The organism is Hydrogenophaga sp. T66 (assembly GCF_057219855.1).
In genome coordinates this window covers 1,319,260-1,341,799 of record NZ_JBXVVX010000001.1, presented here as the reverse complement: position 1 = coordinate 1,341,799, position 22,540 = coordinate 1,319,260, and the positions used below count along the sequence as shown (strand labels likewise).

Annotated in this window: 20 protein-coding genes; 2 read left to right on the top strand and 18 right to left on the bottom strand. The window is 67.8% G+C overall.

Annotation, left to right across the window (positions count from 1 at the left end; translation table 11 throughout):
• Nucleotides 1-22: 22 nt before the first annotated feature.
• The 3 genes from AC2D80_RS06200 to AC2D80_RS06190 all read right to left on the bottom strand — a co-directional run bounded on the left by AC2D80_RS06200 (nucleotide 23) and on the right by AC2D80_RS06190 (nucleotide 4,227).
• On the bottom strand, nucleotides 23-865 hold the full coding sequence (locus AC2D80_RS06200; protein WP_484632098.1) for an HDOD domain-containing protein: 843 nt from the start codon (nucleotides 863-865) through the stop codon (nucleotides 23-25).
• Between the two features lie 79 nt (nucleotides 866-944).
• Entirely contained in the window at nucleotides 945-1,772 is an 828-nt protein-coding gene (locus AC2D80_RS06195) for an HDOD domain-containing protein (RefSeq protein ID WP_484632097.1), read from the bottom strand.
• A 118-nt stretch (nucleotides 1,773-1,890) separates the two neighbouring features.
• Nucleotides 1,891-4,227: a Tex family protein gene (locus tag AC2D80_RS06190; protein ID WP_484632096.1), complete on the bottom strand. Its 2,337-nt coding sequence runs from the start codon at nucleotides 4,225-4,227 to the stop codon at nucleotides 1,891-1,893.
• A 194-nt stretch (nucleotides 4,228-4,421) separates the two neighbouring features.
• Between AC2D80_RS06190 and AC2D80_RS06185 the strand changes: the two genes are divergently transcribed.
• Both AC2D80_RS06185 and AC2D80_RS06180 read left to right on the top strand, forming a co-directional pair.
• Nucleotides 4,422-6,167 carry a sensor histidine kinase gene (locus AC2D80_RS06185; RefSeq protein WP_484632095.1) on the top strand — a complete coding sequence of 582 codons (1,746 nt, stop codon included), beginning with the start codon at nucleotides 4,422-4,424 and terminating at the stop codon, nucleotides 6,165-6,167.
• Nucleotides 6,164-7,147, top strand: a complete 984-nt coding sequence (locus AC2D80_RS06180) for a response regulator (protein ID WP_484632094.1) — start codon at nucleotides 6,164-6,166, stop codon at nucleotides 7,145-7,147. Before AC2D80_RS06185 ends, AC2D80_RS06180 begins: the two co-directional genes overlap by 4 nt.
• Before the next feature lie 39 nt (nucleotides 7,148-7,186).
• Here the strand turns inward: AC2D80_RS06180 and AC2D80_RS06175 are convergent, their stop codons facing one another.
• The 15 genes from AC2D80_RS06175 to AC2D80_RS06105 all read right to left on the bottom strand — a co-directional run bounded on the left by AC2D80_RS06175 (nucleotide 7,187) and on the right by AC2D80_RS06105 (nucleotide 22,540).
• Nucleotides 7,187-8,092 carry an SDR family oxidoreductase gene (locus AC2D80_RS06175; protein ID WP_484632093.1) on the bottom strand — a complete coding sequence of 302 codons (906 nt, stop codon included), beginning with the start codon at nucleotides 8,090-8,092 and terminating at the stop codon, nucleotides 7,187-7,189.
• A gap of 22 nt (nucleotides 8,093-8,114) precedes the next feature.
• Nucleotides 8,115-8,585, bottom strand: coding sequence for a GNAT family N-acetyltransferase (locus AC2D80_RS06170; protein ID WP_484632651.1), 471 nt, complete (start codon nucleotides 8,583-8,585; stop codon nucleotides 8,115-8,117).
• A gap of 2 nt (nucleotides 8,586-8,587) precedes the next feature.
• The gene (locus AC2D80_RS06165) at nucleotides 8,588-9,523 is read right to left on the bottom strand and encodes a glutathione S-transferase family protein (protein WP_484632092.1); all 936 of its coding nucleotides are present in this window, start codon (nucleotides 9,521-9,523) and stop codon (nucleotides 8,588-8,590) included.
• 57 nt (nucleotides 9,524-9,580) lie between these two features.
• On the bottom strand, nucleotides 9,581-11,230 hold the full coding sequence (locus AC2D80_RS06160; protein ID WP_484632091.1) for an isovaleryl-CoA dehydrogenase: 1,650 nt from the start codon (nucleotides 11,228-11,230) through the stop codon (nucleotides 9,581-9,583).
• A gap of 93 nt (nucleotides 11,231-11,323) precedes the next feature.
• Nucleotides 11,324-12,337 carry an NADP-dependent oxidoreductase gene (locus tag AC2D80_RS06155; RefSeq protein WP_484632090.1) on the bottom strand — a complete coding sequence of 338 codons (1,014 nt, stop codon included), beginning with the start codon at nucleotides 12,335-12,337 and terminating at the stop codon, nucleotides 11,324-11,326.
• 49 nt (nucleotides 12,338-12,386) lie between these two features.
• A complete protein-coding gene (locus AC2D80_RS06150; protein ID WP_484632089.1) occupies nucleotides 12,387-12,815 on the bottom strand; it encodes a PaaI family thioesterase in 429 nt (142 codons plus the stop codon).
• 128 nt (nucleotides 12,816-12,943) lie between these two features.
• The gene (locus AC2D80_RS06145; RefSeq protein WP_484632088.1) at nucleotides 12,944-13,738 is read right to left on the bottom strand and encodes an SDR family oxidoreductase; all 795 of its coding nucleotides are present in this window, start codon (nucleotides 13,736-13,738) and stop codon (nucleotides 12,944-12,946) included.
• 39 nt (nucleotides 13,739-13,777) lie between these two features.
• Nucleotides 13,778-14,080 (bottom strand): Dabb family protein, encoded by a 303-nt coding sequence (locus tag AC2D80_RS06140; RefSeq protein WP_484632087.1) that lies wholly within the window; start codon nucleotides 14,078-14,080, stop codon nucleotides 13,778-13,780.
• Complete coding sequence (locus tag AC2D80_RS06135) at nucleotides 14,080-15,903, bottom strand: acyl-CoA dehydrogenase (protein ID WP_484632086.1); 1,824 nt, start codon at nucleotides 15,901-15,903, stop codon at nucleotides 14,080-14,082. Before AC2D80_RS06135 ends, AC2D80_RS06140 begins: the two co-directional genes overlap by 1 nt.
• A gap of 180 nt (nucleotides 15,904-16,083) precedes the next feature.
• Nucleotides 16,084-17,259 (bottom strand): acetyl-CoA C-acyltransferase, encoded by a 1,176-nt coding sequence (locus tag AC2D80_RS06130; protein WP_484632085.1) that lies wholly within the window; start codon nucleotides 17,257-17,259, stop codon nucleotides 16,084-16,086.
• Between the two features lie 37 nt (nucleotides 17,260-17,296).
• Entirely contained in the window at nucleotides 17,297-19,411 is a 2,115-nt protein-coding gene (locus tag AC2D80_RS06125) for a 3-hydroxyacyl-CoA dehydrogenase NAD-binding domain-containing protein (protein ID WP_484632084.1), read from the bottom strand.
• A 177-nt stretch (nucleotides 19,412-19,588) separates the two neighbouring features.
• On the bottom strand, nucleotides 19,589-19,732 hold the full coding sequence (locus AC2D80_RS06120; RefSeq protein WP_484632083.1) for a hypothetical protein: 144 nt from the start codon (nucleotides 19,730-19,732) through the stop codon (nucleotides 19,589-19,591).
• 60 nt (nucleotides 19,733-19,792) lie between these two features.
• Complete coding sequence (locus AC2D80_RS06115; RefSeq protein WP_484632082.1) at nucleotides 19,793-20,488, bottom strand: ABC transporter ATP-binding protein; 696 nt, start codon at nucleotides 20,486-20,488, stop codon at nucleotides 19,793-19,795.
• Between the two features lies 1 nt (nucleotide 20,489).
• A complete protein-coding gene (locus AC2D80_RS06110; protein WP_484632081.1) occupies nucleotides 20,490-21,266 on the bottom strand; it encodes an ABC transporter ATP-binding protein in 777 nt (258 codons plus the stop codon).
• Nucleotides 21,263-22,540 (bottom strand): branched-chain amino acid ABC transporter permease, encoded by a 1,278-nt coding sequence (locus AC2D80_RS06105; RefSeq protein WP_484632080.1) that lies wholly within the window; start codon nucleotides 22,538-22,540, stop codon nucleotides 21,263-21,265. The genes AC2D80_RS06110 and AC2D80_RS06105 overlap by 4 nt, the downstream gene beginning before the upstream one ends.

The window sequence follows — 22,540 nt, the reverse complement described above, 5'->3', positions numbered from 1 at the left end:
GTCCCCCAGCCGGGGGGCAGGCTCAGTGGGCCACCGGATCGCCCGACGAGGCTTCTTCGTCGCCGTGGCGCGACAACGACGGAATGTCTTCGGCCACCACCGTGTCGGGGTCGATGCCCAGCACGAGGCCCACCGGATCCGGGTAGGTGTTGATCAGCAGCTCACTGCGCATGGACTGCTCCTCCGCCCGCGCGCGCCACGACCCGATGTGGATCACGCCGGCGATCGGCTCGTACACGTCGTTGTCGAAGGGGGCGGTCTGGTGCTCGATCGCGTTGATCATGCGCTTGGGAAAGCGCCATTCGCGCGCCAGGGCGGCGCCGACTTCGGCGTAGCTGTAGCCAAACAGGCCGCGCTCGGCCTTGGAGCGCTTGAGGTCCAGCATGGGGATCGCGCGGTCGAGCTCCAGCATGGCTTCGGGCATGCCGGCGTGCATGACCAGCTCGCCGATGCCGTGGATCAGGCCCGAGGTGAAGGCGGTGTTTTCGTCGATGCGGATCGGCAGGGCGATGTATCGGGACAGGTTGGCGGTGTTCAGGCTGTAGCGCCAGAACTGGTTCATGTTCACACCGCCCACGGTGTGGAAGCCCTCGCCCAGCGAGGCCGCGATCACCAGCGCCCGCACCTTGATCAGCCCCAGCACGCTGATCGCCTCGCGCGCGTTGGTGACGTTGCGAGACAGGCCGAAGAACGCCGAGTTGGCGGTCTTGAGCAGCTTGGCGGTCAGGACCGGATCGTCCTCGATGTACGAGGCCACCAGCATGGGGTCCACATCCTCCTGATCGAACGAATCGATCAGCTTGCGGACCACCTTCGGCGCCGACGGCAGCGCGTTCGGTTGCTTCAGGAGCTTGTCGAGGTGCATGGTGTGCCTGCCTTGTCGGGAATTCGGGGGACGTGAAGGTGACATCGGCGGCGGCGGCCGCAACTTGAGGGCCCGCCGCTCAATCGACAAAAGCCCCCAGCGCCTGGCTGAACGACCATTCCTGCGGGTCCTTGCTCAACACGCTTTCCACATCCAGACCAAGCGTCAGGCCCACCATGTCCGGGAACGTCGCCACGAGCCCTTGCTCGTCGAGCTGAATCTCTTCGGCCCGCGCGCGCCACGAGCCGATGTGCAGCACGCCCGCCAACGCGTCGTACACCTCCCCGCCGAAGGGATCGATCTGATGACGCAGCGCCGAGACGATGTCCGGCGGGAACTGCCACCGCTCCACCATGCCCGCCCCCACCTCCGCGTAGGTGTAGCCAAACCGCGCCTGTTCGGCGGCGGCGCGCCCCAGGTCGAGCGGCGGGACGCCCATGTCAAGCGGGCCGATCTCATCCGGCATGGCAATGTGCATCACCAGGTCGCCGATCGCGTGGATCAGGCCGGCGGTGAAGGCGTTGCCCTCGTTCTGGCGCAGCATGCCGGCCAGCGAACGGGATATGTCCGCCACCCGCAGGCTGTAGCGCCAAAACTGTGGCAGGTTTACCCCGGGCACGTTCTTGAAGCTCGATCCGAGCGCCGCGGCCATGACCAGCGATCGCACATGGGTCATGCCGAGCAGCGCCACCGCCTCGTGCGCACTGCCGATGCGGCGGCTCACGCGGAAGAACGCCGAGTTCGACAGACGCAGCACCCGGGTCGTCAGCGACGGGTCCTGCGACACCAGGTCGGCCACCCGCTTGGGCGACGGGTCCTCCTTGTTCATCTCCTGCAGCAACTCCGTCACGGTGCGGGACATCGCTGGCAGGGCGCGCGGGTAATTCAGGAGGGCTTCGAGTTCCATGGTGCGTGTGCCGTGACGACCGTTTGTTCACTCACGTATCGGCGCCGACACCCCCAACTTGAGCCCACCGCGACCGGCAGCGGCCCCCGACCCACCGCGCGCAGCGGGCTGCCGGTTGTCAGCGCCGGCCGCCGGACTGCTGCAGCTTGGCAAACGCGCTGGCCATGGCCGACGGCGCAGCGGCGTCACCGCCCCGCCCGCCCGGTCGGGCGCCCCGCGCCGGCTCGTAGCGGTTGTCGCGCGGCGCCCCGTCACGGCGCCCCGCCGGTGCCGCATCCAGGCGCATGCTCAGGCCGATGCGCTGCCGCGCCACGTCCACCTCCACCACGCGCACCTTCACGATGTCGCCGGTCTTGACGACCTCGCGCGCATCACCCACGAACTTGTGGCTGAGCTGGCTGACGTGGATCAGGCCGTCCTGATGCACGCCCAGGTCCACAAATGCACCGAATTGAGCGACGTTGCTGACCGTTCCCTCCAGGATCATGCCTTCCCGGAGGTCTTTGATGTCTTCGACCCCGTCGTTGAAGCGCGCCACCTGGAAATCCGGGCGCGGGTCCCGACCGGGTTTTTCGAGCTCCCGGAGGATGTCGCGCACGGTGATCGCGCCCACGGCGTCGGTGGCAAACCGCTCCGGCTTGAGGGGTTGCAGCACCTCGCTGCGGCCCAGCAGCGCGGACACGGGTTGTCCGGTGGCCGCCATGATTTTTTCCACCACCGGGTAGCTCTCCGGGTGCACGCCCGTCATGTCCAGCGGGTTGTCGCCGCCGCGGATGCGCAAAAAGCCCGCGGCCTGCTCGAAGGTCTTGGCGCCCAGACCGCCGACCTCCAGCAGCTGTTGCCGCGTGCGGAAAGCCCCGTGGGCCTCGCGCCAGCGCACCACCGCCTTGGCCACGGCGCCGGACAGTCCCGACACCCGCGTGAGCAGCGGCACGCTGGCCGTGTTCAGGTCCACCCCCACCGCGTTCACGCAATCCTCCACCACCGCGTCCAGCGCACGCGCCAGCTCGCTCTGGTTGACGTCGTGCTGATACTGACCCACGCCGATGCTCTTCGGATCGATCTTGACCAGCTCGGCCAGCGGGTCCTGCAGCCGCCGCGCGATGCTCGCCGCGCCGCGCAGGCTGACATCCACGTCCGGCATTTCCTGGCTCGCGAACTCGCTGGCCGAGTACACCGAAGCACCGGCCTCGCTGACCACCACCTTCTGCACGCCCGGGTGCCGCTTGATCAGATCGCCCGCCAGCTTGTCGGTCTCCCGGCTCGCCGTGCCGTTGCCGATGGCGATGAGCTGCACGCCGTGCTTCTCGCACAGGCGGCCCAGCGTGTGCAGGGCGCCCTCCCAGTCGCGGCGCGGCTCGTGCGGAAACACGGTGGCGGTGTCCACCAGCTTGCCGGTGGCATCCACCACCGCCACCTTCACCCCGGTGCGAATCCCCGGGTCCAGGCCCATCACCACCCTCGGCCCCGCCGGGGCGGCGAGCAGGAGGTCCCGCACGTTGTCGCCAAACACCTTGATCGCCACCGCCTCGGCCTGCTCGCGCAGCCGCGCAAACAGATCGCGCTCGGTCGACAGGCTCAGCTTCACCCGCCAGGTCCAGGCCACGCAGCGCCGCAGCAGGTCGTCGGCCGGCCGACCGGCATGGCTCCAGCCCAGGTGGCGCGCAATCCGCCCCTCGGCCACGCTGGGCTGGCCAGGCACCGGCGCCTCGGGCAAGGCCAGCCGGGCATCGAGCAGTTCCAGCTGGCGCCCGCGGAACACAGCCAGGGCCCGGTGCGAGGGCACGCGGCCGATCGGCTCCTGGTAGTCGAAGTAATCGCGGAACTTGGCCACCTCAGGCGCGTTCGGGTCCTTGCCCGCCACCAGCTGGCTGGTGAACACGCCCTCCTCCCACAACCAGGCGCGCAGCGACTGGACCAGCGCCGCGTCCTCCGCCCAGCGCTCCGACAGGATGTCCCTCACGCCGTCCAGCACCGCCCCGACGGTGGTGAAGTCACTGCCGTCCTCGCCCTTGTCGGGCTTCACATAAGCCGCCGCGACCGCAGCGGGGTCCTGGGCCGGATCGGCCCACAGGGTGTCGGCCAGCGGCTCCAGCCCGGCCTCGCGGGCGATCATCCCCTTGGTGCGGCGACGCGGCTTGTACGGCAGGTACAGGTCTTCCAGTTCCTGTTTGGTGGGCGCCGCCTCGATGGCGGCCTGCAGGTCCGGCGTGAGCTTGCCCTGCTCCGCGATGCTTTTGAGCACCGCGGCGCGGCGTTCGGTCAGCTCGCGCAGATACGCCAGCCGGGCTTCCAGCTCCCGCAGTTGCACATCGTCCAGACCGCCCGTGGCCTCCTTGCGGTAGCGGGCGATGAAGGGCACCGTCGCCCCGCCATCGAGCAGGGCCACCGCCGCCGCCACCTGCGCCTCGCTCACCCGAATTTCCTGCGCCAGCTGCGCCACGATCGCCTGCATGTCACTCCTTGATCGGCCAGGCCGCCGGTCCCGGGGCCCCTGCAAAGCGCGCGAGTGTGCCACAGGCCCTCCGGCCGGCGTGACACCGTTCACGGCAGCTTGAAATGAATACCTTGCTACTACCTATGCGGTATCGGCCGGCCTCCGGGTCAACCCTAGCATCGCCGCCCATCCCCCGTTCCGCAGGTCCACCCATGTCGCCAGCGCCCTTTCGACTCACCCGCTACTTCACCCTCACCAGCCTGGCCGCGATCGCGACACTCGCCACCACGCTGGTCTACCTCGAAGGGCGGCAAACCGATTTCTTCGCGGGAGTCCAGGCCCGCGGCGCCCAGGCGGTCAGCGCCATCCAGAGCGACTTTGCCCGCCGAGCGGACGAATCGGCGCGGCAAGACCTGATCGCCGCGCAGGAGCAGGGCCACGTCAATCTGACGCAGCTGCTGTCCAACGCCTTGTGGCGTGAACTGGTGGATCCGTACCTGCTGGAAACCCAGCGCCTGGACGTGGCGCGCTGCCGCCCGCTGCCGGACGTCACAGACCCCAGCACCGGGAAAACCGTGCCTGGCCCGGAAAAGACCACCTGTCTGGCCGAGCTCGGGCTGGCCCTGCAGCAACTCCCATCCTTCCGCGCACTCGACCAGCGCATGCGCGAAGCTATGGCGCAGACCTCGATGGCCAAGATCAAGGTCTATTCACTGGACGGCATCGTTCGCTACACCACCGACTTCACCCAGTTGGGCGAAGACAAGGCCCAGAGCGCCTCCTTCCAATCCGCCCGCCAGGGCAAGGCGGCCTCTGAACTCAGCTTCCGGGAGCGCTTTCGCTCGGTGCACGGCGATCAGGTGAACCGTGACCTGTTCTCCAGCTACCTGCCCGTGCGCGCGCCCGGCACGGAGGAGATCGTGGGGGTGATCGAGCTCTACTCCGACGTCACGCCGATGGTGACCCAGGTCAAGGCCTCGGCCGCGCGCTTCCAGACCGTGGCGGCCGACAACGAACGGCAGCTGGCCGAACAGGCGGCCCAGGATCAGGCCGAGGTGCGGCTGAGCGGCCAGCGGCAGCTGATGATTCTGGTGGGGCTGCTCGTGCTGCTCTACCTGGTGCTCCTGGTGGTGGTGCGGCGCGCCCAGGGAGTCATTGAGCGCCAGGCGTCGGACGCGGAAGCGGCCAAGCAGCGGCTGGTGCAGTCCGAAAAGATGAATGCGCTGGGCCAGATGGTCGCTGGCGTGGCGCACCAGCTGAACACCCCCTTGGCCTTCTCCCGCAGCAACGTGCAGATGGTGTCCGACGCCCTGCAGGAACTCGACCGCGTGGTGGACGCCGAACTGCGCCGCACACTCGACCGCAACCCGGGCCTGCAACTCGCCGCCGAAGAGGTCAAGGAAAGCCAGGCGATGCTGGCGGACGTGTTCAAGGGGCTGGACCAGATGAACGAGCTGGTGGACAACCTGCGCAGCTTCAGCCGCCTCGATCGTTCTCCCACGCACCAGGTGTCGCTGTCCAAGATGCTGCAGAGCGTGTGCTACATCGCGCGCACGGTGATTCCGTCGAAGATCGTGCTAGAGGAGCACTACGACAGCGTGCCGCCGATCACCTGCAACGTCTCCGAGCTCAACCAGGTGTTCCTCAACCTGCTGATGAATGCCGCGCAGGCGATGGGCGACACAGGCCACATCCGGGTGGAAGCGCATGCCGCCGGGGAGCTCGTCGAGGTGGCGATCAGCGATACCGGGCCCGGTATCGCCCCGGCCATCCTGCCGAAAATCTTCGAGCCCTACTTCACCACCAAGCCGGCAGGCCAGGGCACGGGCCTGGGCCTGTCGATCGCGCGCGGACTGGTCCGCGACCACGGTGGCGACATCACCGTGCGCAGCACACCCGGTCAAGGCGCCACGTTTGTGGTGAGCCTGCCCTTGAACGACAAAGGAAGCTCCGCGTGAAAACCCCGGCCAAACCCCGCGTCCTGTGCGTGGACGACGACCCGAGCCTGCTGCGCTCGCTGCGCTGGCTGCTGCGCCATCACTACGACGTGATCATCGCGGAGGGCGCCGAGCAGGGTCTGCTGTTGATGAAGGCAGACGACTTTGACGTCGTGATCAGCGACCAGCGCATGCCGGGCATGACTGGCGTGGAGTTTCTCGAACGGGCGCGCGAGATCTCCCCGCGCACGGTCCGCCTCCTGCTCACGGGCTACGCCGATTTCAATGCGGTGCTGGGCTCGGTCAACGAAGGCGAGGTGTTCCGTTTCATCACCAAGCCCTGGGACAACCAGCGGCTGCTGGACACCGTGGGCGAGGCCGCCCGGGCGGCGGCCCTCTCCCGCGCGGGATGGACCGGTGCACCGGCCGCGCTCAGCGAACTGGACCTGGAGCGGGCGAACGAAACGGTGCTGGTCTACGACGAGGAGCGGGCCATCTCGACGCAGGTGGAAAGCGCTCTGCGCGGTGCCCTGCGCGTGCTCTGGACGCCTGACGTGGCCGATGTGGTGGGCATGGTGGCGTCGGGCCGGGCAGCGATCCTCGTCTGCGGGCTGCGCTCTGGCGATCACCAGACGTTTGAACTGATCCGGGCCTTGCGCCGCCGCCAGCCCCAACTGGTGGTGCTCGTGTACAGCGAGCAACGGGACAGCACCGCCCTGGCCAACCTCATCAACCAAGGCCAGATCTTCCGCTTCATCCACCGGCCCGCCGGCCCGGATTACCTGCGCCGCCACATCCTGGCCGCCCTGCTGCGCCACCGCGAATTGCTGACGCACCCGGACCGGCTGGCCCGCCACGCACCGCGCTGGGACAGCGGCGGCGAACTGGAGATGGCCTATGCCAGCCTCGACGACACCAGTGCAGCGAGCGCCACGGCCCCGGCCGCCGCTCCGCCCGCGCTGGCCAAGCGCGGGTGGCTGCAGCGATTGTTCCGTCGGTGAAGGCAGCGCTGCGACCGCCCTCCCCTTCAGCCTTGCCCCTCAACCCTGCCGCAACGCGGCGCGGAGTTGCGCGCCGATCTCCGGGCGCTCCAGAAACGGATCCACCGGGTTGGTGGCGGTGACGATGTTCTCCATGCGCGCGCGCACATTGCCCAGCGCCCGCGGGTGGCTGAACACATAAAAGCGGTCGTCGCGCATGGCGTCGAACACCAGCTGCGCCACCTCGGCGGCCGTGACCTTGCCGGAACTCACCGCTTTCTCGCTCATCGCCTGACCAATCAGCTGGCTGGCGGTCGGCTTCTCGTCGGCCAGCGCCGCGGGCCGGTTGCGGTGGCTCTGGCTGATGCCCGTCGGCACGAAATACGGGCACAGCACGCTGGCCCCGACCTGGTCGGTCACGAGGTGCAGGTCCTGGTAGAGCGTCTCGGTCAGGGCCACCACCGCGTGCTTGCTGACGTTGTAGATGCCCATGTTCGGCGGCGTGAGCAACCCGGCCATGCTCGCGGTGTTGACGATGTGGCCGCGCCAGGCCGGATCGGCCTTGGCGGCGGCGAGCATCATCGGCGTGAACAGGCGCACGCCATGCACCACGCCCCACAGGTTCACGCCGAGCACCCAATCCCAGTCCTTGACCGAGTTTTCCCAGATCAGACCGCCCGAGCCCACGCCCGCGTTGTTGAACACGAAGTGCGGCGCACCAAAGCGGGCCTGCACGGCCTCGGCCAGCGCCGCCATCTCGTCGGCGCTGGACACGTCGACGCGGCGGGCCATCACCGCCACGCCGGTGGCGCTCAGCTCGGCCTCGGCCTGGGCCAGCGCGTCGGCCTGCACATCGACAAGCACGAGGTTCATGCCCAGCCGGGCACCGAGACGGGCGCACTCAAGGCCAAAGCCCGAACCGGCGCCGGTGAGGACGGCGGTCTTGCCGCGGAAGTCTTGCAACATGAAAAGTCTCCTGGTGAAAAGCTCAAACGGAGCCGCCGGCGGGGTCGCGGCGCATCTCCACATGGTCAATGCCGTCCTCGTCGTACACCGGACTGGCGGTGACGAAGCCGTGCTGGCGGTAGAAATCCTGCAGGTGGGCCTGCGCGCCGATGCGAATGGGCTGCGGGCCCCAGAGGCGCTGCAGCGTATCGATGGCCTGGGACATCAGGGTGTGGCCCAACCCCTGCCCCCGGGCGGCGGGGTCCGTCACGACGCGGCCGATGCTGGCTTCGGCAAAGGCGCGCCCGGCCGGCACCAGCCGCGCAGCCGCCACCAAACCTCCGCCGCGCTCGCCCAGCAGGTGCAGGCAGTCGGCGTCTAGCCCGTCGAGGTCCTGGAACACGCAGGCCTGCTCCACCACGAACACCGCGCTGCGCAGACGCAGCAGCGCATACAGCGTCCGTGGGTGCAAGGCGTCAAACGGCAGGCAGCGCCAAGCCAGCGGCAACGGCACGGTCAAGCGCGGACTTCCTTGAGCACAAAGCCCACGCGGGGGAAATGCACATGGACCCGGCCGGCGCGCGGGTCTTCGCGCTCCAGGGTGTAGCGCGTGCGGGTGGCCGCGCGCAGCACGCCTTCCGTGGGCTCGGTGCCGAAGGACTCGGCCTGCACGGTGACCAGGCTGCCCAGGGCGATGCCATGGTCGTCCTGAAAAGCCTCGTCACTCAGCGGTGCCGGGCCGCTCTGACGGGCGATCTCGACCGCCTCGGCGCTGGTCAGGGGCGTGGCCTGGCCGTGGCCGCTGGCGGCCAGCCGATCCATCCACGCCAGCACCTCCGGTGTGGCCTCCAGGATGCTGGCCATGGTCGGGTTGACGACGCGGCTGAACCACAGCGGGTGGTACGCTGCGAAATCGGCCACGCTGGGCACCGCGCCCAGCAGGTAGGGCTGGCCGTCGAGCATGCTGGCCAGCCGGCGCAGGTAGCTGCGGTAGGCGCTGGTGGCGTCGCCGGGACGCAGCTGGGTCATGTTGGTGCGCATGGCGCCACGATCAGCGGCGAAGGCCTGCGCCGCCTCCGGAGGCTGACCGGCGAACAGGGCCGCGGCACCCTTGGGGCTCAGGTTGTACGCCATGGCCGCCCAGAACAGCGTCCCGTCGGCCCACTGCGCCACGGTCCGGGCCAGCCCGCGCACACCCGCCGGAAACAGCGTGGGCTCGGGCTGGCGGTGTTCGAGCACATCGGCGATCAGGGCGCTGTCACAGTAAATGTCGGCACCGATCTGCAGAAAGGGGGTCTTGCGGTAGCCGCCGGTCAGGGCCACGACGTCGGGCTTGGGCAGGATGCGCGGAATGTGCACGCTGCGCCAGGCCAAGCCCTTGTGACCCAGCATCAAGCGGACTTTTTCCGAGAACGGGGAGCTGGGGTAGTGGTGCAGGATCAGGTCGGACACAGCGCTTCTCCGGTGGGGTTGGGTGGAGATGGGTGGAGATGGGGTGGGGCAGCAAGGTCAGTGGGGCATGGCGCGGGCGATCAGTGCGTCCAGGTCGGCGCGGGCGGTCAGCGAGCCAAAGCTGTGGCCCCAGTGGCCGCCGAGCCGCGAATCGCAGAAAGCATGGAACACCGCCGCCGGGGCGGTCTGCGCCAGCAGCGCGGCCTGCACGGCCAGGGCCACGTCCTGTGCGAGCCGGCGCGCCTCCAGCTCGGTGGCCATCTCCTCGACACGCAGGGGCAGCCGGTCGGCCAGGTGATCGAGCGCCGGGTTCATGCCGCGCGCCGGGGCGAGTTCGTGGGCCAGCGCGGCGCCCGCGTCGGCTTTGCGCAGGGCGCGGAGCAGATCCAGCGCCATGATGTTGCCGGCGCCTTCCCAGATGGAGTTGAGCGGCATCTCGCGATAGATGCGGGCCATGGTGCCTTCGCCACCCTCCTCGACGTAGCCGTTGCCGCCCAGGCACTCCATGGCTTCCTGCGCGAAATGGCTGCCGCGCTTGCACACCCAGAACTTGGCCACCGGCGTGAGCAGACGGGCCATGACCTGCTCGTGGGCATCGTCGGGCCGGTCGAAGGCGCGGGCCAGGCGCAGCGACAGCGCGGTGGCGGCCTCCGACTCCAGGGCCAGGTCCGCCAGCACGTTTTTCATCAGCGGCTGGTCGATCAGGTACTTGCCAAACGCCTTGCGCTGGGTGGTGTGGTTCAGCGCGATCGACAGGGCCTGGCGCATCAGACCGCTGGTGCCCAAGGCGCAGTCGAGCCGCGTCATCGTGCCCATGGCCAGAATCTGCGGCACGCCACGGCCCTCCTCGCCCACCAGCCAGGCGGTGGCCCCGTGGAACTCGACCTCGGAGCTGGCGTTGGCCTTGTTGCCCAGCTTGTCTTTGAGGCGCTGAATGTGCAGCGCGTTGCGGCCACCGCCGAGCCAGTCGGGCAGAACCCGGGGCAGAAACAGGCAGGACAGGCCGCTGGCGGTCTGGGCCAGCACCAGAAAGGCGTCGCACATCGGGGCCGAGAAAAACCACTTGTGGCCGGTCAGGCGGTAGCGTGCGCCCCAGGCGTCGTGGCCGTCCAGCTCGGCGCGGGTGGTGTTGGCACGCACGTCGGAGCCGCCCTGCTTCTCGGTCATGCCCATGCCCAGCGTGACGCCCGGCTTGTCCCCCAGCGGCAGCAGGCCGGGCGCGTAGGCACGGCTGGCGATGCGCGGACCCCAATCGGCGCTGATGGCCGCATTGGCCCGCAGGGCCGGGGTGACCGCGTAGGTCATGGAAATCGGACACAGGATCGACGGCTCCAGCTCGGTGAACAGCATGAAGCCGGCCGCGCGGCGCAGGTGGGCATGGCCGTCGGTCTCGCTCCAGGGCGTGCCGTGCAGGCCAGCGCCCGTGGCGGCGGTCATCAGCGCGTGGTAGCTCGGGTGGAACTCCACTTCATCGATCCGGTGCCCCACGCGGCTGTGGGTCTTCAGGACCGGCGTGCACACGTTGGCCAGCCGCGCGTGGCCCTGGTACTCCGCGCTGCCCGTCAGACGGCCAAGTTCGCGCAGCGCCCCGGTGTCCAGTCCCGGTGCATTGAAGGCCAGCGCGGCCTGCATCGCCCGGTTGGTCTCAAACAGATTGACGTCGGCCAGCGGCGCGGGTTGATTGAACACCTCGTGGGTCACGGTCATTGCCTTCTCCAATCGCGGAGCACCGCGGAACCGGCTGTGCCGGGCCGCCGGTGGCGCCCCTTGAGGGGCGACGCCGCAGGCGGCCCTCGGGAATTAGAGCTTCACCAGCTGCTTGCCGAAGTTCTTGCCCTTGAGCAGGCCAATGAAAGCCGCCGGCGCCGCGGCAATGCCCTCGGCCACGGATTCGCGCGGGCGCAGTTTGCCGGTGCCCACCAACGTGCCCAGCTCGGCCAGGGCCTCCGGCCAGACTTCCATGTGTTCGCTCACGATGAAGCCTTCGATCTTCAGGCGGCTGACCAGGATCATGGCCGGGTTGGCCATCGGCAGCGGCTGGCCGTCGTAGCCGGCGATCATGCCGCACATGGCGATGCGGCCAAAGGCGTTCATGCGCAGCATCACGGCGTCGAGCAGCATGCCGCCGACGTTTTCAAAGTACCCGTCGATGCCGTTCGGGCAGGCTACCTTGAGCGCCTTGACCATGGCGCCGAGGTCTTTGTGCTCGCGGTAGTCGATGCAGGCGTCGAAGCCCAGTTCCTCGGTGACGTAGCGGCACTTGTCCGGCCCGCCCGCGATGCCGACCACGCGGCAGCCGCGGGCCTTGGCCAAGGCACCAAACGCGCTGCCCACCGCGCCGCTGGCGGCGCTGACCACCACCGTCTCGCCGGCTTTCGGGTTGATGATCTTGACGAGGCCGTACCAGGCCGTGACGCCGGGCATGCCGACCGCGCCGAGGTAGTGGCTGAGCGGCACATGCGTGGTGTCGACCTTGCGCAGCGCGCCGGGCTGGGTGGCGTCGACCGCGCTGTACTCCTGCCAGCCGCCCATGCCGACCACGCGGTCGCCGGGCTGGTACTTCGGGTGGCGCGACTCGACGACCTCGCCCACGGTGCCGCCAATCATGACCTCACCCAGCGGCTGCGGCTGCGCATAGCTGCGGCTGTCGTTCATGCGCCCGCGCATGTAGGGGTCCAGGCTCAGGAAATGGTGGCGCACGAGCACCTGACCGTCCTGGAGCGGGGGGGTCTCGGTGGTCACGAGACGGAAGTTGTCGACGGTGGCTTCGCCCTGGGGGCGGTTGTCGAGCACGATCTGGCGGTTGGTGGGCATACAGGCTCCTGGGTGAGGTCGGGTGGAGGGCCGCGCGGGCGGCCCGGAATCAGTCGGTGGGCAGGCGGTTGAGCGGCTTCACCTGGCCCGGGCCGGCGGGCAGCCGGGGCACGAACTTGAAGGTGCCGGTGGCGTGGCAGCACAGCTGCCCCGCCGCGTTGAACACCTGGCCCTCGGTGAAGACCATGGTGGCGGTGCGGTGCAGCAGGCGGCCGGTGGCCCGCAGTGGCCCTTGCGCCGCGCGCATGAAACTCGTCTTCATCTCAATCGTGACGCAGCCCATGTCGGGCTGCACCGAGCGCGCGGCGTGGGCCATGACCACATCAAGCAGGGTCATGCTGGCGCCGCCGTGCACCACGTCGAAGGAATTGAGGTGATCGGCCGCCGGGTTGAAAGCGATCTCCGCCTCACCACCGTCCATGCGGCGAAGCTCAAATCCGAGCAGCTCAACGAAGGGAATGCGGACTGAGAATTCCATGTGCAAACAACGCAGTCGGTCTGGTGATGCGCCTAACGACCAGTGGCACCGCGGGTCCGGCTCCGCCGGCCCGCTGGTGCCGCCCCCTGGAGGGGGTCGCGCGCAGCGCGGCGGGGGTGTTCCGGTTTCTATCCGCCGGCGATGATGGACACGCCGCCGTCCACCGCCAGCCACTGGCCGGTGATGTGCTTGCCGGCGTCGCTCGCGTAGAGCACGGTGAGGCCCTTGAGATCTTCGTCGTCGCCCAGGCGGCCCAGCGGCGCGTGGGCCGCCAGGCGCTCCTCGCCCATCGCCTTGAGCGTGCCCTGCGTCATCTTGCTCGGGAAGAAGCCGGGGCAGATCGCGTTGACGCGGATGCCATGGGCGCCCCACTCGGCCGCCAGCGCGCGGGTGAAATTGATCACCGCGCCCTTGGACGTGTTGTAAGCGATGGTCTTCATGTCGCGCGGGTTGCCGCCCAGACCGGCGATGGACGCGGTGTTGATGATGCTGCCGCGGCGGCGCGGAATCATGCTCAGCCGGGCGACCTCCTGGCTGAGGATGAAATAGCTGCGCACGTTGAGGTTCATCACCTTGTCCCAGGCGTCGACCGGGTGATCCTCGGCCGGGGCGCCCCACGCGGCGCCGGCGTTGTTCACCAGGATGTCGATCTGGCCGCCGAGTCGTTGCAGGCTCTCCTGCGCCAGTCGCCGGCACTCGGCCTCGCTCTGGCCGTCGGCGGCGATCCACTGGGCGTCGATGCCAGCGGCTCGAAGCTCGGCGGTCGCCTCCTCCAGATCCGACGCCTTGCGGGAGCTCAGCAGCACGCGCGCGCCGGCCTCGCCCAGGGCGTGGGCCATCTGCAGGCCGAGGCCGCGGGAGCCTCCGGTGATGAGGGCCGTGCGACCCTGGAGGTCGAAGAGCTGCTTGATCGTGCGGGTCATGGGGTTGTCTCCTGGTGAAGTTGCGCGCGCGGACGCGCGTCAGATGAGGAAATCCATGCAGTGGCGGCTGGCGACCGCCGCCTTCATGAAGGGCTTGATCGCCGCGTGGGTGGGGTGCGCCTGGTACGCGGCCAAGGCGTGGGCGTCGGTGAAGGTGCTGTCGAGAACGAGGTCGGCCGTGCAGTCCATGCCCGGTGTGGCGGTGGCCACCGTGAAATGCACGATGCCGGGGGTGATGCCGGCGCAGCCTTCGAGCAGAGCCCGGGCTCGGGCCACGTTGGTGGCGCGGTCGGCGCCTTCCGCCTGCTCCCGAAAGGTCCACATCACGATGTGGCGCAGCATCAGAAGGCCCCTTCGGGCAAGTCGGCACAGGTGGTGTCGCGACGGCTCACCACCCCCAGCCACGCGCCGATCTTCGGCAGCTCGTAGTGGAAGAAAAAGCGCATGGCCGCCAGACGCCCGGTGCGCGCGTCGCCGGGTTCGCTGGCGTGGGCGGCCAGCGCCACATCAAGCCAGATCCAGGCGAGCACGGTGTGGCCGAACGCCTGCAGGTAGGGCACGGCGTTGGCCAGCGCCTCGGTCGGCTCGCCGGTGGCCCACGCCGCCTTGGTTGCCGCACCGACGTCCTGCAGCGCCTTGCCCAGCGCGTTGGCGTGGGCCGCGAGGTCGGGCACCTGAATGGCGCGCTCGATGGTGGCGTTGATGCGACCGGCCAGCAGCTGCAGGCCGCGTCCGTTCTCCATCAGCACCTTGCGGCCCAGCAGATCCATGGCCTGGATGCCGTGCGTGCCCTCGTGGATCATGTTCAGGCGCTGATCGCGCCAGTACTGTTCGACCGGAAAGTCGCGGGTGTAGCCGTAGCCGCCGTGCACCTGGATCGCCAGCGAATTGCCCTCCAGACACCATTCGCTGGGCCAGCTCTTGGCGATCGGCGTCAACACCTCCAGCAGCAGGCGCGCCTCGTCGGCCGCTTCGGAAGCGCCGGTGTGCTGTTCATCGACCAGACGCGCGCAATACAGCTCCAGCGCCAGCGCGCCTTCGGCGTAGCTCTTCTGCGCCAGCAGCATGCGCTTGACGTCCGCGTGTTCGATGATGCGGATCGGCGGGCTGGTCGGGTCCTTGCCCGCGGGTCCCATCGGGCGTCCCTGCGGCCGGTTCTTCGCATAGTCGAGGCTCGCGTGGTAGCCCGCCATGCCCAGCATGGTTGCGGCCATGCCCACGCCGATGCGGGCCTCATTCATCATGTGGAACATGCAGCGCAGGCCCTCGCCCGGACGCCCCACCAGGTAGCCAATCGCACCAGAAGCGCCACGCACCGGGAATTTGCCTTCCCCGAAATTGAGGAGCGTGTTGGTCGTCCCGCGCCAGCCGCACTTGTGGTTCAGACCCGCCAGGGCCACGTCGTTGCGTTCGCCGGTCAGCTGCCCCTCGGTGCCCACGAGCTTCTTCGGCACGATGAACAGGGAAATGCCTTTCACGCCGGGCGGCAGCTTGCCATCGGGCCCCGGGATCTTGGCCAGCACCAGATGGACGATGTTCTCGGTCAGCTCGTGTTCCCCGGCCGAGATCCACATCTTGTTGCCCTTGAGGCGAAAGCGCGGACCCAGCGGATCGCGCTCGAAATCGGCCCCATCGGGCACCGCGCGCGTGGCCACATCGCTCAGGCTGGAGCCGGCCTGGGGCTCCGAGAGGCACATGGTGCCGCTGAAGCGGCCGGAGAACTCGTTGAGCGCAAACACGCGCTTCTGCGCCTCGGTGCCGTGGGCCATGAGCAGGTTGGCGTTGCCCACGGTGAGCATGCCGGCGCCGATGCTGACCGACGCCATGGCGAAGAAGGCGTTGGCAGCCGCTTCCACCGTGTAGGGCAGCTGCATGCCGCCAATATCGTAGTCCTGGGCGGCGCTCAGCATGCCGCTCTCGGCGTAAGCCTGCCAGGCGTCGTGCGTGGCCTGCGGCAGGATCACCCGCTCCCCGTCGAAGTGAGGCTCCTGCGTGTCGACCAAGCGGTTGAAGGGCGCGTACTTCTCCCTCGCCATGCGCTCGCAGGTGTCGAGCACCGCATCGAAGGTCTCGCGGCTGTGGTCGGTGAAGCGCTCGCGCTGCTGCAGCGACTGGACATCAAGCCAGTCGTGCAGCAGGAAGTCGATGGTGGGGCGAAGTGACATGGATCCCTCGGACAGTGGCGGCCAAAAACGCTCCGTGCGGAAGCGAACTTTCTGTGCCGGCGCGGAACCGGCTTCCCCGGGCCGCCTTCGGCGCCCCTTGAGGGGTGACGCCGAAGGCGGCGCGGGGGGAGTCACATCCTTCGGCGCGCGCGGTGTGGTGCGACCGCGCAACGCGCGGCGTCACAACACTTCGAATACCCCGGCTGCGCCCATGCCACCGCCGATGCACATGGTCACGCACACCCGCTTGGCGCCGCGGCGCTTGCCTTCGATCAGCGCGTGTCCGGTGAGCCGCTGGCCCGACACGCCATAGGGGTGACCGACCGCAATCGCACCACCGTTCACGTTGAGCCGGTCGGCCGGGATGCCGAGCTTGTCGCGGCAGTAGATCACCTGCACCGCAAAAGCCTCGTTGAGCTCCCACAGGTCGATGTCCTCCATCTTCAGGCCCAGGCGCGACAGCACCTTCGGGATGGCGAACACCGGGCCGATGCCCATTTCGTCCGGCTCACATCCTGCAACGGCAAAGCCCAGAAAACGGCCCAGCGGCGTGAGGCCCTTCTTCTCGGCCAGCGTCTCGTCCATCAACACGCAGGCGCCAGCACCGTCGCTGAACTGGCTGGCGTTGCCGGCCGACACCAGACCACCCGGCAGTGCCGAGCGCAGGCCATGAATGGCCTCGAACGTGGTGCCGGGGCGGATGCCTTCGTCGTTTTCCACGGTGACCTGCTTGGTGATCAGGCCCAGGGTCTTGTCCGCCACGCCAGCGGTGACGGTGATGGGCGCGATTTCGGCCTTGAACAGGCCGGCTTCCAGCGCGGCGGTGGCCTTCTGCTGGCTGGCGGCGCCGTATTCGTCCATCTTGTCGCGGCCGATGCCGTAGCGCTTGGCCACCTGCTCGGCGGTTTGCAGCATGTTCCAGTAAATCTCGGGCTTCTGCTTCTCCAGCGCGAGGTCCTTGAGCATGTGCTGGTTCATCTCCTGCTGCACGCAGGAGATGCTCTCCACGCCACCGGCCACGTACACGCTGCCTTCGCCGGCGATGATCCGCTGGGCGGCCAGCGCGATGGTCTGCAGACCGGACGAGCAGAAGCGGTTGACCGTCATGCCCGAGACGGTGATCGGCAGACCCGCCTTGAGCGCGATCTGGCGAGCGATGTTCGCTCCGGTCGCGCCCTCGGGGTTGGCGCAGCCCATGATGACGTCCTCAACCTCGGCGGCGTCGATGCCGGCGCGCTGCACGGCGTGATGCACGGCGTGGCCGCCCAGGGTGGCGCCATGGGTCATGTTGAAGGCACCCTTCCAGCTCTTGGTCAGCGGCGTGCGGGCGGTGGAAACGATGACGGCGTTGCTCATGTGATTTCTCCTGATTCGGTTCGGGGCGAGGCGGCGATCAGGCGTTGAAGCCCTTGCCTTCGGCCACCAGGCGCTGGATCAGCGGGGCCGGCTCCCAGAACTTGGCGTCGTCGAGCGGGTTCTGCTGGAAGCGCTTCATGGCCTGCACCACGTTGAACAGGCCCACCTCGTCGGCGTAGCGCAGCGGGCCGCCGCGGTGCACCGGGAAGCCGTAGCCGAAGATGTAGACCACGTCGATGTCGCTGGCCTTGTTGGCGATGCCTTCTTCCAGGATGTGTGCGGCCTCGTTCACCAGCGAGAAGACCAGGCGCTGCACGATTTCCTCATCGGAGATCTTGCGCGGCGTGATGCCCAGCGCCTTGCGGTGCTCGGCGATCATCTGCTCGACCTCGGCGTTCGGGATCGCGTCGCGCTTGCCCGGCACGTAGTCGTACCAGCCTTTGCCGACCTTCTGGCCGAAGCGGCCCTTCTCGCACAGCAGGTCAGCGGTCTTGCTGTACTTCATGTCGGGCTTTTCGGTGTAGCGGCGCTTGCGGATCGCCCAGCCGATGTCATTGCCGGCCAGATCGCCCATACGGAACGGGCCCATGGCGAAGCCGAACTTCTCGATCGCGCGGTCCACCTGCGCGGGCGTGCAGCCCTCATCCAGCAGGAAGCCGCCCTGGCGACCGTACTGTTCGATCATGCGGTTGCCGATGAAGCCGTCGCACACGCCCGACACCACCGCGGTCTTCTTGATCTTCTTGGCCACGGCCATCACGGTGGCCATCACGTCCTTCGCGGTGGCGTCACCGCGCACGACTTCCAGCAGCTTCATCACGTTGGCCGGGCTGAAGAAGTGCAGGCCCACCACGTCCTGCGGGCGCTTCGTGAACGACGCAATCTTGTTGAGGTCCAGCGTCGAGGTGTTGGAGGCGAGAATCGCGCCCGGCTTCATGACCTCGTCAAGCTTCTTGAACACGGCTTCCTTCACGCCCATGTCTTCAAACACCGCCTCAATCACCAGGTCGGCATCCTTGATGTCGTCGTAGTTCACGGTGGTGGCCAGCAGCGCCATGCGCTGATCAAGCTTGTCCTGCTTGAGCTTGCCCTTCTTGACCTGGGCCTCGTAGTTGCCGCGCATCACGCCGACGCCGCGGTCCAGCGCTTCCTGCTTCATCTCCAGGATGGTCACCGGAATGCCCGCGTTGAGGAAGTTCATCGAGATGCCGCCACCCATGGTGCCGGCGCCGATGACGGCCACCTTCTCGATCTTGCGCTGCGGCGTGTCGTCCGCGACGTCAGGGATCTTGCTCGCGGCGCGCTCGGCCATGAACAGGTGGCGCAGCGCCCGGCTTTCCGCGGTCCACATCAGGTTGATGAAGATCTCGCGCTCGAACGCCATGCCCTGGTCAAACTTCTGCTTGGTGGCGGCCTCGACCGCGTCAACGCACTTGCCCGGCGCCGGGAAGTTCTTGGCCATGCCTTTGACCATGTTGCGCGCGAACTGGAAGTACGCGTCGCCGTCCTTGTGCTTGGCCGGCAGATGCCGCACCAGCGGCAGTGCACTGCCGTCGGCGTGTTTCGCGCCCACTTCCTTGGCAAACGCCAGGGCTTCGGCGGCGAGCGAATCGGCGCTGGCCGCCATCTTGTCGAACAGCTTCTGGCCCGGCAGCATGGCGAGCATCTCGCTCTTGACCGGCTCGCCGCTGACAATCATGTTGAGGGCGGCCTCCACACCCACCACCCGCGGCAAACGCTGCGTGCCGCCCGCGCCGGGAATCAGGCCGAGCTTGACCTCCGGCAACGCCACATTGCAGCCGGGGGCTGCGATGCGGTAGTGGCAGCCCAGCGCCAGCTCAAGCCCGCCGCCCATGGCCACGCTGTGGATCGCGGCCACGACCGGCTTGCGGCAGTTCTCCACGGCCAGAATCACGCTGAGCAGGTTGGGCTCGGCCAGGGCCTTGGGCGTGCCGAACTCCTTGATGTCGGCGCCGCCCGAAAACGCCTTGCCGGCGCCGGTGATCACCACCGCCGTCACGGCGGCGTCCGCCTGTGCCTTTTCCAGACCGGCCACGATGCCCTGGCGGGTGGACAAACCCAGGCCGTTGACCGGCGGGTTGTTCAGCGTGATGACGGCCACATCGCCGTGCACCTGGTAATCAGCGGACATGAAAGCTCCTCGTGAAACGTTGGCGGGATCGGGGAACGCAAGCTCACTCTAAAAAAAGAACGAGCGTTCGATTTCTGGAATTCTAGGGAGGGAGAGACGGCGCGGCAAACGCCTTTGTCGCCGCAGGGACAAGCGCGGTCCTGCTGACGTGGGCGCCGGTCCAGGCGCCCGGCGGATTCACTTGTTCTTGTCTTTGCCGCGCGGGATGACGGCCGTCATCGGCGGCGTCGGGCGGTCAGACACCGGCGCGGGCGCCTTGCCACCGCCGGCATCCTTCTTCGGCTTCTTGCTCATCTTTTCGCTGCGCTGCTCTTTGCCCATGGTGAACTCCTGTGGGATGGTTGGGTGAATGCGCTCATCGTACCGAGCAAATCCCCGGCATCACACCTCGAGCCACTCTTTGCGCACCGTCGGGTTGGCCCGCAGATCGTCCGGCGACCCTTCGAACACGATGCTGCCGTGCCCCATCACCAGCGTGCGGTCGGAGATGGTGAGCGCGATCGTGAGCTTCTGTTCAATCAGCAGGACAGACACCCCGCGCGCCTTGAGCTTCTGCAGGTACTCGGCCACCAGCTCGACAATCTTCGGCGCGAGTCCTTCGGTCGGCTCGTCGATGATGATCAGGTCGGGGTCACCCATGAGCGTGCGGCACAGGGTCAGCATCTGCTGCTCACCGCCGGACAACACACCGGCCTCCGTGTGCTGCCGCTCCTTGAGGCGCGGGAACATGGCGTACATGTCGTCAAACGACCAGCGCGCGCCTTTGCCCTTGCCTTTCTGGCCGAGCAGGAGGTTCTGGTGCACCGTCAGGCGCGGAAAGATGTCGCGATTCTCAGGCACGTGGCCAATGCCCAAATGCGCGATTTCAAAAGGCTGTCGGCCGCGGATGTCCTGGCCCTTCCATTCGATGCGGCCGGTGCAGTCGACCAGTCCCATGATGGCTTTCGCCGTGGTCGATCGGCCCGAGCCGTTGCGGCCCAGCAGGGCCACGATTTCGCCCGGCTGCACCGAGAAGCCCACGCCATGCAGGACGTGGCTTTTGCCGTAGAAGGCATGAAGGTCGTGAACGTTCAGCATGTCAGTGTCCTGCCGCCTGTTGTTCGGCCAGCACGGAGCCCAGGTAGGCCTCCTGCACGCGCGCGTTGGCCCGCACCGCGTCCGGCGTGTCGCAGGCGATGACCTCGCCATACACCACGACGGCAATGCGATCGGCCAGACCGAACACCACGCCCATGTCGTGCTCCACGGTCAGCAGCGTCTTGCCCACCGTCACCTCGCGGATCAGCTCGATGAACCGGGCGGTTTCGCTCTTGCTCATGCCCGCGGTGGGCTCATCGAGCAGAACCACCTGCGCGCCGCCCGCGATGGTGATGCCAATCTCCAGCGCGCGCTGTTCGGCATAGGTCAGGTTCATTGCCAGCACATCGCGCTTTTTCTCCAGACGAATCATGCGCAACAGCTGCTCGGCACGCTCGTTGGCATCGGTCAGGCCGTTGAGGAAGCGGAACAGCGTGTAGCGGTAGCCCAGACTCCACAGCACGCCACAGCGCAAGTTCTCAAACACGCTGAGCTTGGGGAAGATGTTGGTGATCTGGAAGCTGCGGGACAGGCCCAGCCGGTTGATCTCGAACGGGCGCTTGCCGTCGATGCGCGTGCCGTGCAACAGCACCTCGCCGCTCGTGGGCGCAAAGCGGCCGGAGATCAGGTTGAACAGCGTGGACTTGCCCGCGCCGTTGGGCCCGATGATGGCCACCCGCTCGCCGGGCTGCACCGACAGGCTGGCGCCGCGGATGATTTCGGTCTTGCCAAAGCTCTTGCGCAGGTCGCGCAATTCAAGGGCGGGAACGGTGCTCATGCGGCCTCCTGCGCGCGCAACCGCGCTTCAATGGTGGTCTGCACCTCGCTCCATCGATGCGAGAAGCCGCGCCGCACCCATTCAAACAGACCCAGGCCCACCGCCGCCGCCACGGCCGAACCGATCCAGCTGGCGGCACTGCGGGCGTTGAGGGTCAGGCCCAGGAAATTGAGCTCGTCGCCCATGGCCGCGTTGAGCTGCAGGTGGTACACCATTTCGATCATCGCGCCGGCACCGACCAGCGCCAGCAGCGCAAACACGGTCATCAGCGCATAACTCCCCAACAGGGGTTTGAGCAGGCCGTGGGCCGCGACGCGGACGTTCATCATGATCAGGCTGGCCACCCCGCCCGGCGCGTACATCACCATGAACAGGAAGATCAGGCCCAGGTACAGCAACCACGCCTTGGTCAGCTCGGACAGCAGCACGAAGGCCAGAACCATCAGTACCGCGCCAATGATCGGCCCGAAGAAGAACGTGGCGCCCCCCAGGAAGGTGAAGAGCAGGTAGGCGCCCGAGCGCGGGGCGCTCACCACCTCGCTGGTCACGATCTCGAAGTTCAGCGCGGCCAGACCGCCCGACACGCCGGCGAAGAAGGCGGCGATCACAAACGCGATGTACCGCACGACCTGGGTGTTGTAGCCCACGAACTCCACCCGCTCGGGGTTGTCGCGCACGGCGTTGAGCATGCGCCCCAGCGGTGTGCGGGTGAACATGAACATCAGCACCGTGCACACGAAGGTGTAGAGCGCGATCAGGTAGTACAGCTGGATCTGGGGGCCGAAGGTGATGCCAAACGGGCTGCTGCCCGCCACCCGGTTGCCGGAGATGCCGCCCTCGCCACCGAAGAAGCCGGGAAACATCAGCGACATGGCCCAGACCAGCTCACCAATGCCCAGCGTGATCATGGCGAAGGTCGTCGCCGATTTCTTGGTGGTGACCCAGCCAAAGATCAGCGCGAACACCGCGGCAGAAAGCCCCCCCACGATCGGCAACAGGCTCACCGGGATCGGCGTGCCTTCGGTGACCAGGTTGAGGGTGTGGATCGTGAGAAAGGCGCCCATGCCGGAATACACGGCGTGGCCGAAGCTGAGCATGCCGCCCTGGCCGAGCAGCATGTTGTAGCTCAGGCAGACGATGATGGCGATGCCCATCTGCGAGAGCATGGTGTGCGAGAGGCTGCTGGTCCAGATCATGGGGGCGGCGATCAGCAGGATCGCGAAGCCGCCCCAGATGGCCAGGCGAGCGGGGGGAAGTCGTCGGGTAGAGACCAT

Coding starts and splice junctions, on each gene's coding strand:
- AC2D80_RS06200 (WP_484632098.1), bottom strand. CDS start 865: ATGCACCTCGACAAGCTCCTGAAGCAACCGAACGCGCTGCCGTCGGCG.
- AC2D80_RS06195 (WP_484632097.1), bottom strand. CDS start 1,772: ATGGAACTCGAAGCCCTCCTGAATTACCCGCGCGCCCTGCCAGCGATG.
- AC2D80_RS06190 (WP_484632096.1), bottom strand. CDS start 4,227: ATGCAGGCGATCGTGGCGCAGCTGGCGCAGGAAATTCGGGTGAGCGAG.
- AC2D80_RS06185 (WP_484632095.1), top strand. CDS start 4,422: ATGTCGCCAGCGCCCTTTCGACTCACCCGCTACTTCACCCTCACCAGC.
- AC2D80_RS06175 (WP_484632093.1), bottom strand. CDS start 8,092: ATGTTGCAAGACTTCCGCGGCAAGACCGCCGTCCTCACCGGCGCCGGT.
- AC2D80_RS06160 (WP_484632091.1), bottom strand. CDS start 11,230: ATGACCGTGACCCACGAGGTGTTCAATCAACCCGCGCCGCTGGCCGAC.
- AC2D80_RS06155 (WP_484632090.1), bottom strand. CDS start 12,337: ATGCCCACCAACCGCCAGATCGTGCTCGACAACCGCCCCCAGGGCGAA.
- AC2D80_RS06150 (WP_484632089.1), bottom strand. CDS start 12,815: ATGGAATTCTCAGTCCGCATTCCCTTCGTTGAGCTGCTCGGATTTGAG.
- AC2D80_RS06145 (WP_484632088.1), bottom strand. CDS start 13,738: ATGACCCGCACGATCAAGCAGCTCTTCGACCTCCAGGGTCGCACGGCC.
- AC2D80_RS06140 (WP_484632087.1), bottom strand. CDS start 14,080: ATGCTGCGCCACATCGTGATGTGGACCTTTCGGGAGCAGGCGGAAGGC.
- AC2D80_RS06135 (WP_484632086.1), bottom strand. CDS start 15,903: ATGTCACTTCGCCCCACCATCGACTTCCTGCTGCACGACTGGCTTGAT.
- AC2D80_RS06130 (WP_484632085.1), bottom strand. CDS start 17,259: ATGAGCAACGCCGTCATCGTTTCCACCGCCCGCACGCCGCTGACCAAG.
- AC2D80_RS06125 (WP_484632084.1), bottom strand. CDS start 19,411: ATGTCCGCTGATTACCAGGTGCACGGCGATGTGGCCGTCATCACGCTG.
- AC2D80_RS06120 (WP_484632083.1), bottom strand. CDS start 19,732: ATGGGCAAAGAGCAGCGCAGCGAAAAGATGAGCAAGAAGCCGAAGAAG.
- AC2D80_RS06115 (WP_484632082.1), bottom strand. CDS start 20,488: ATGCTGAACGTTCACGACCTTCATGCCTTCTACGGCAAAAGCCACGTC.
- AC2D80_RS06110 (WP_484632081.1), bottom strand. CDS start 21,266: ATGAGCACCGTTCCCGCCCTTGAATTGCGCGACCTGCGCAAGAGCTTT.
- AC2D80_RS06105 (WP_484632080.1), bottom strand. CDS start 22,540: ATGGTCTCTACCCGACGACTTCCCCCCGCTCGCCTGGCCATCTGGGGC.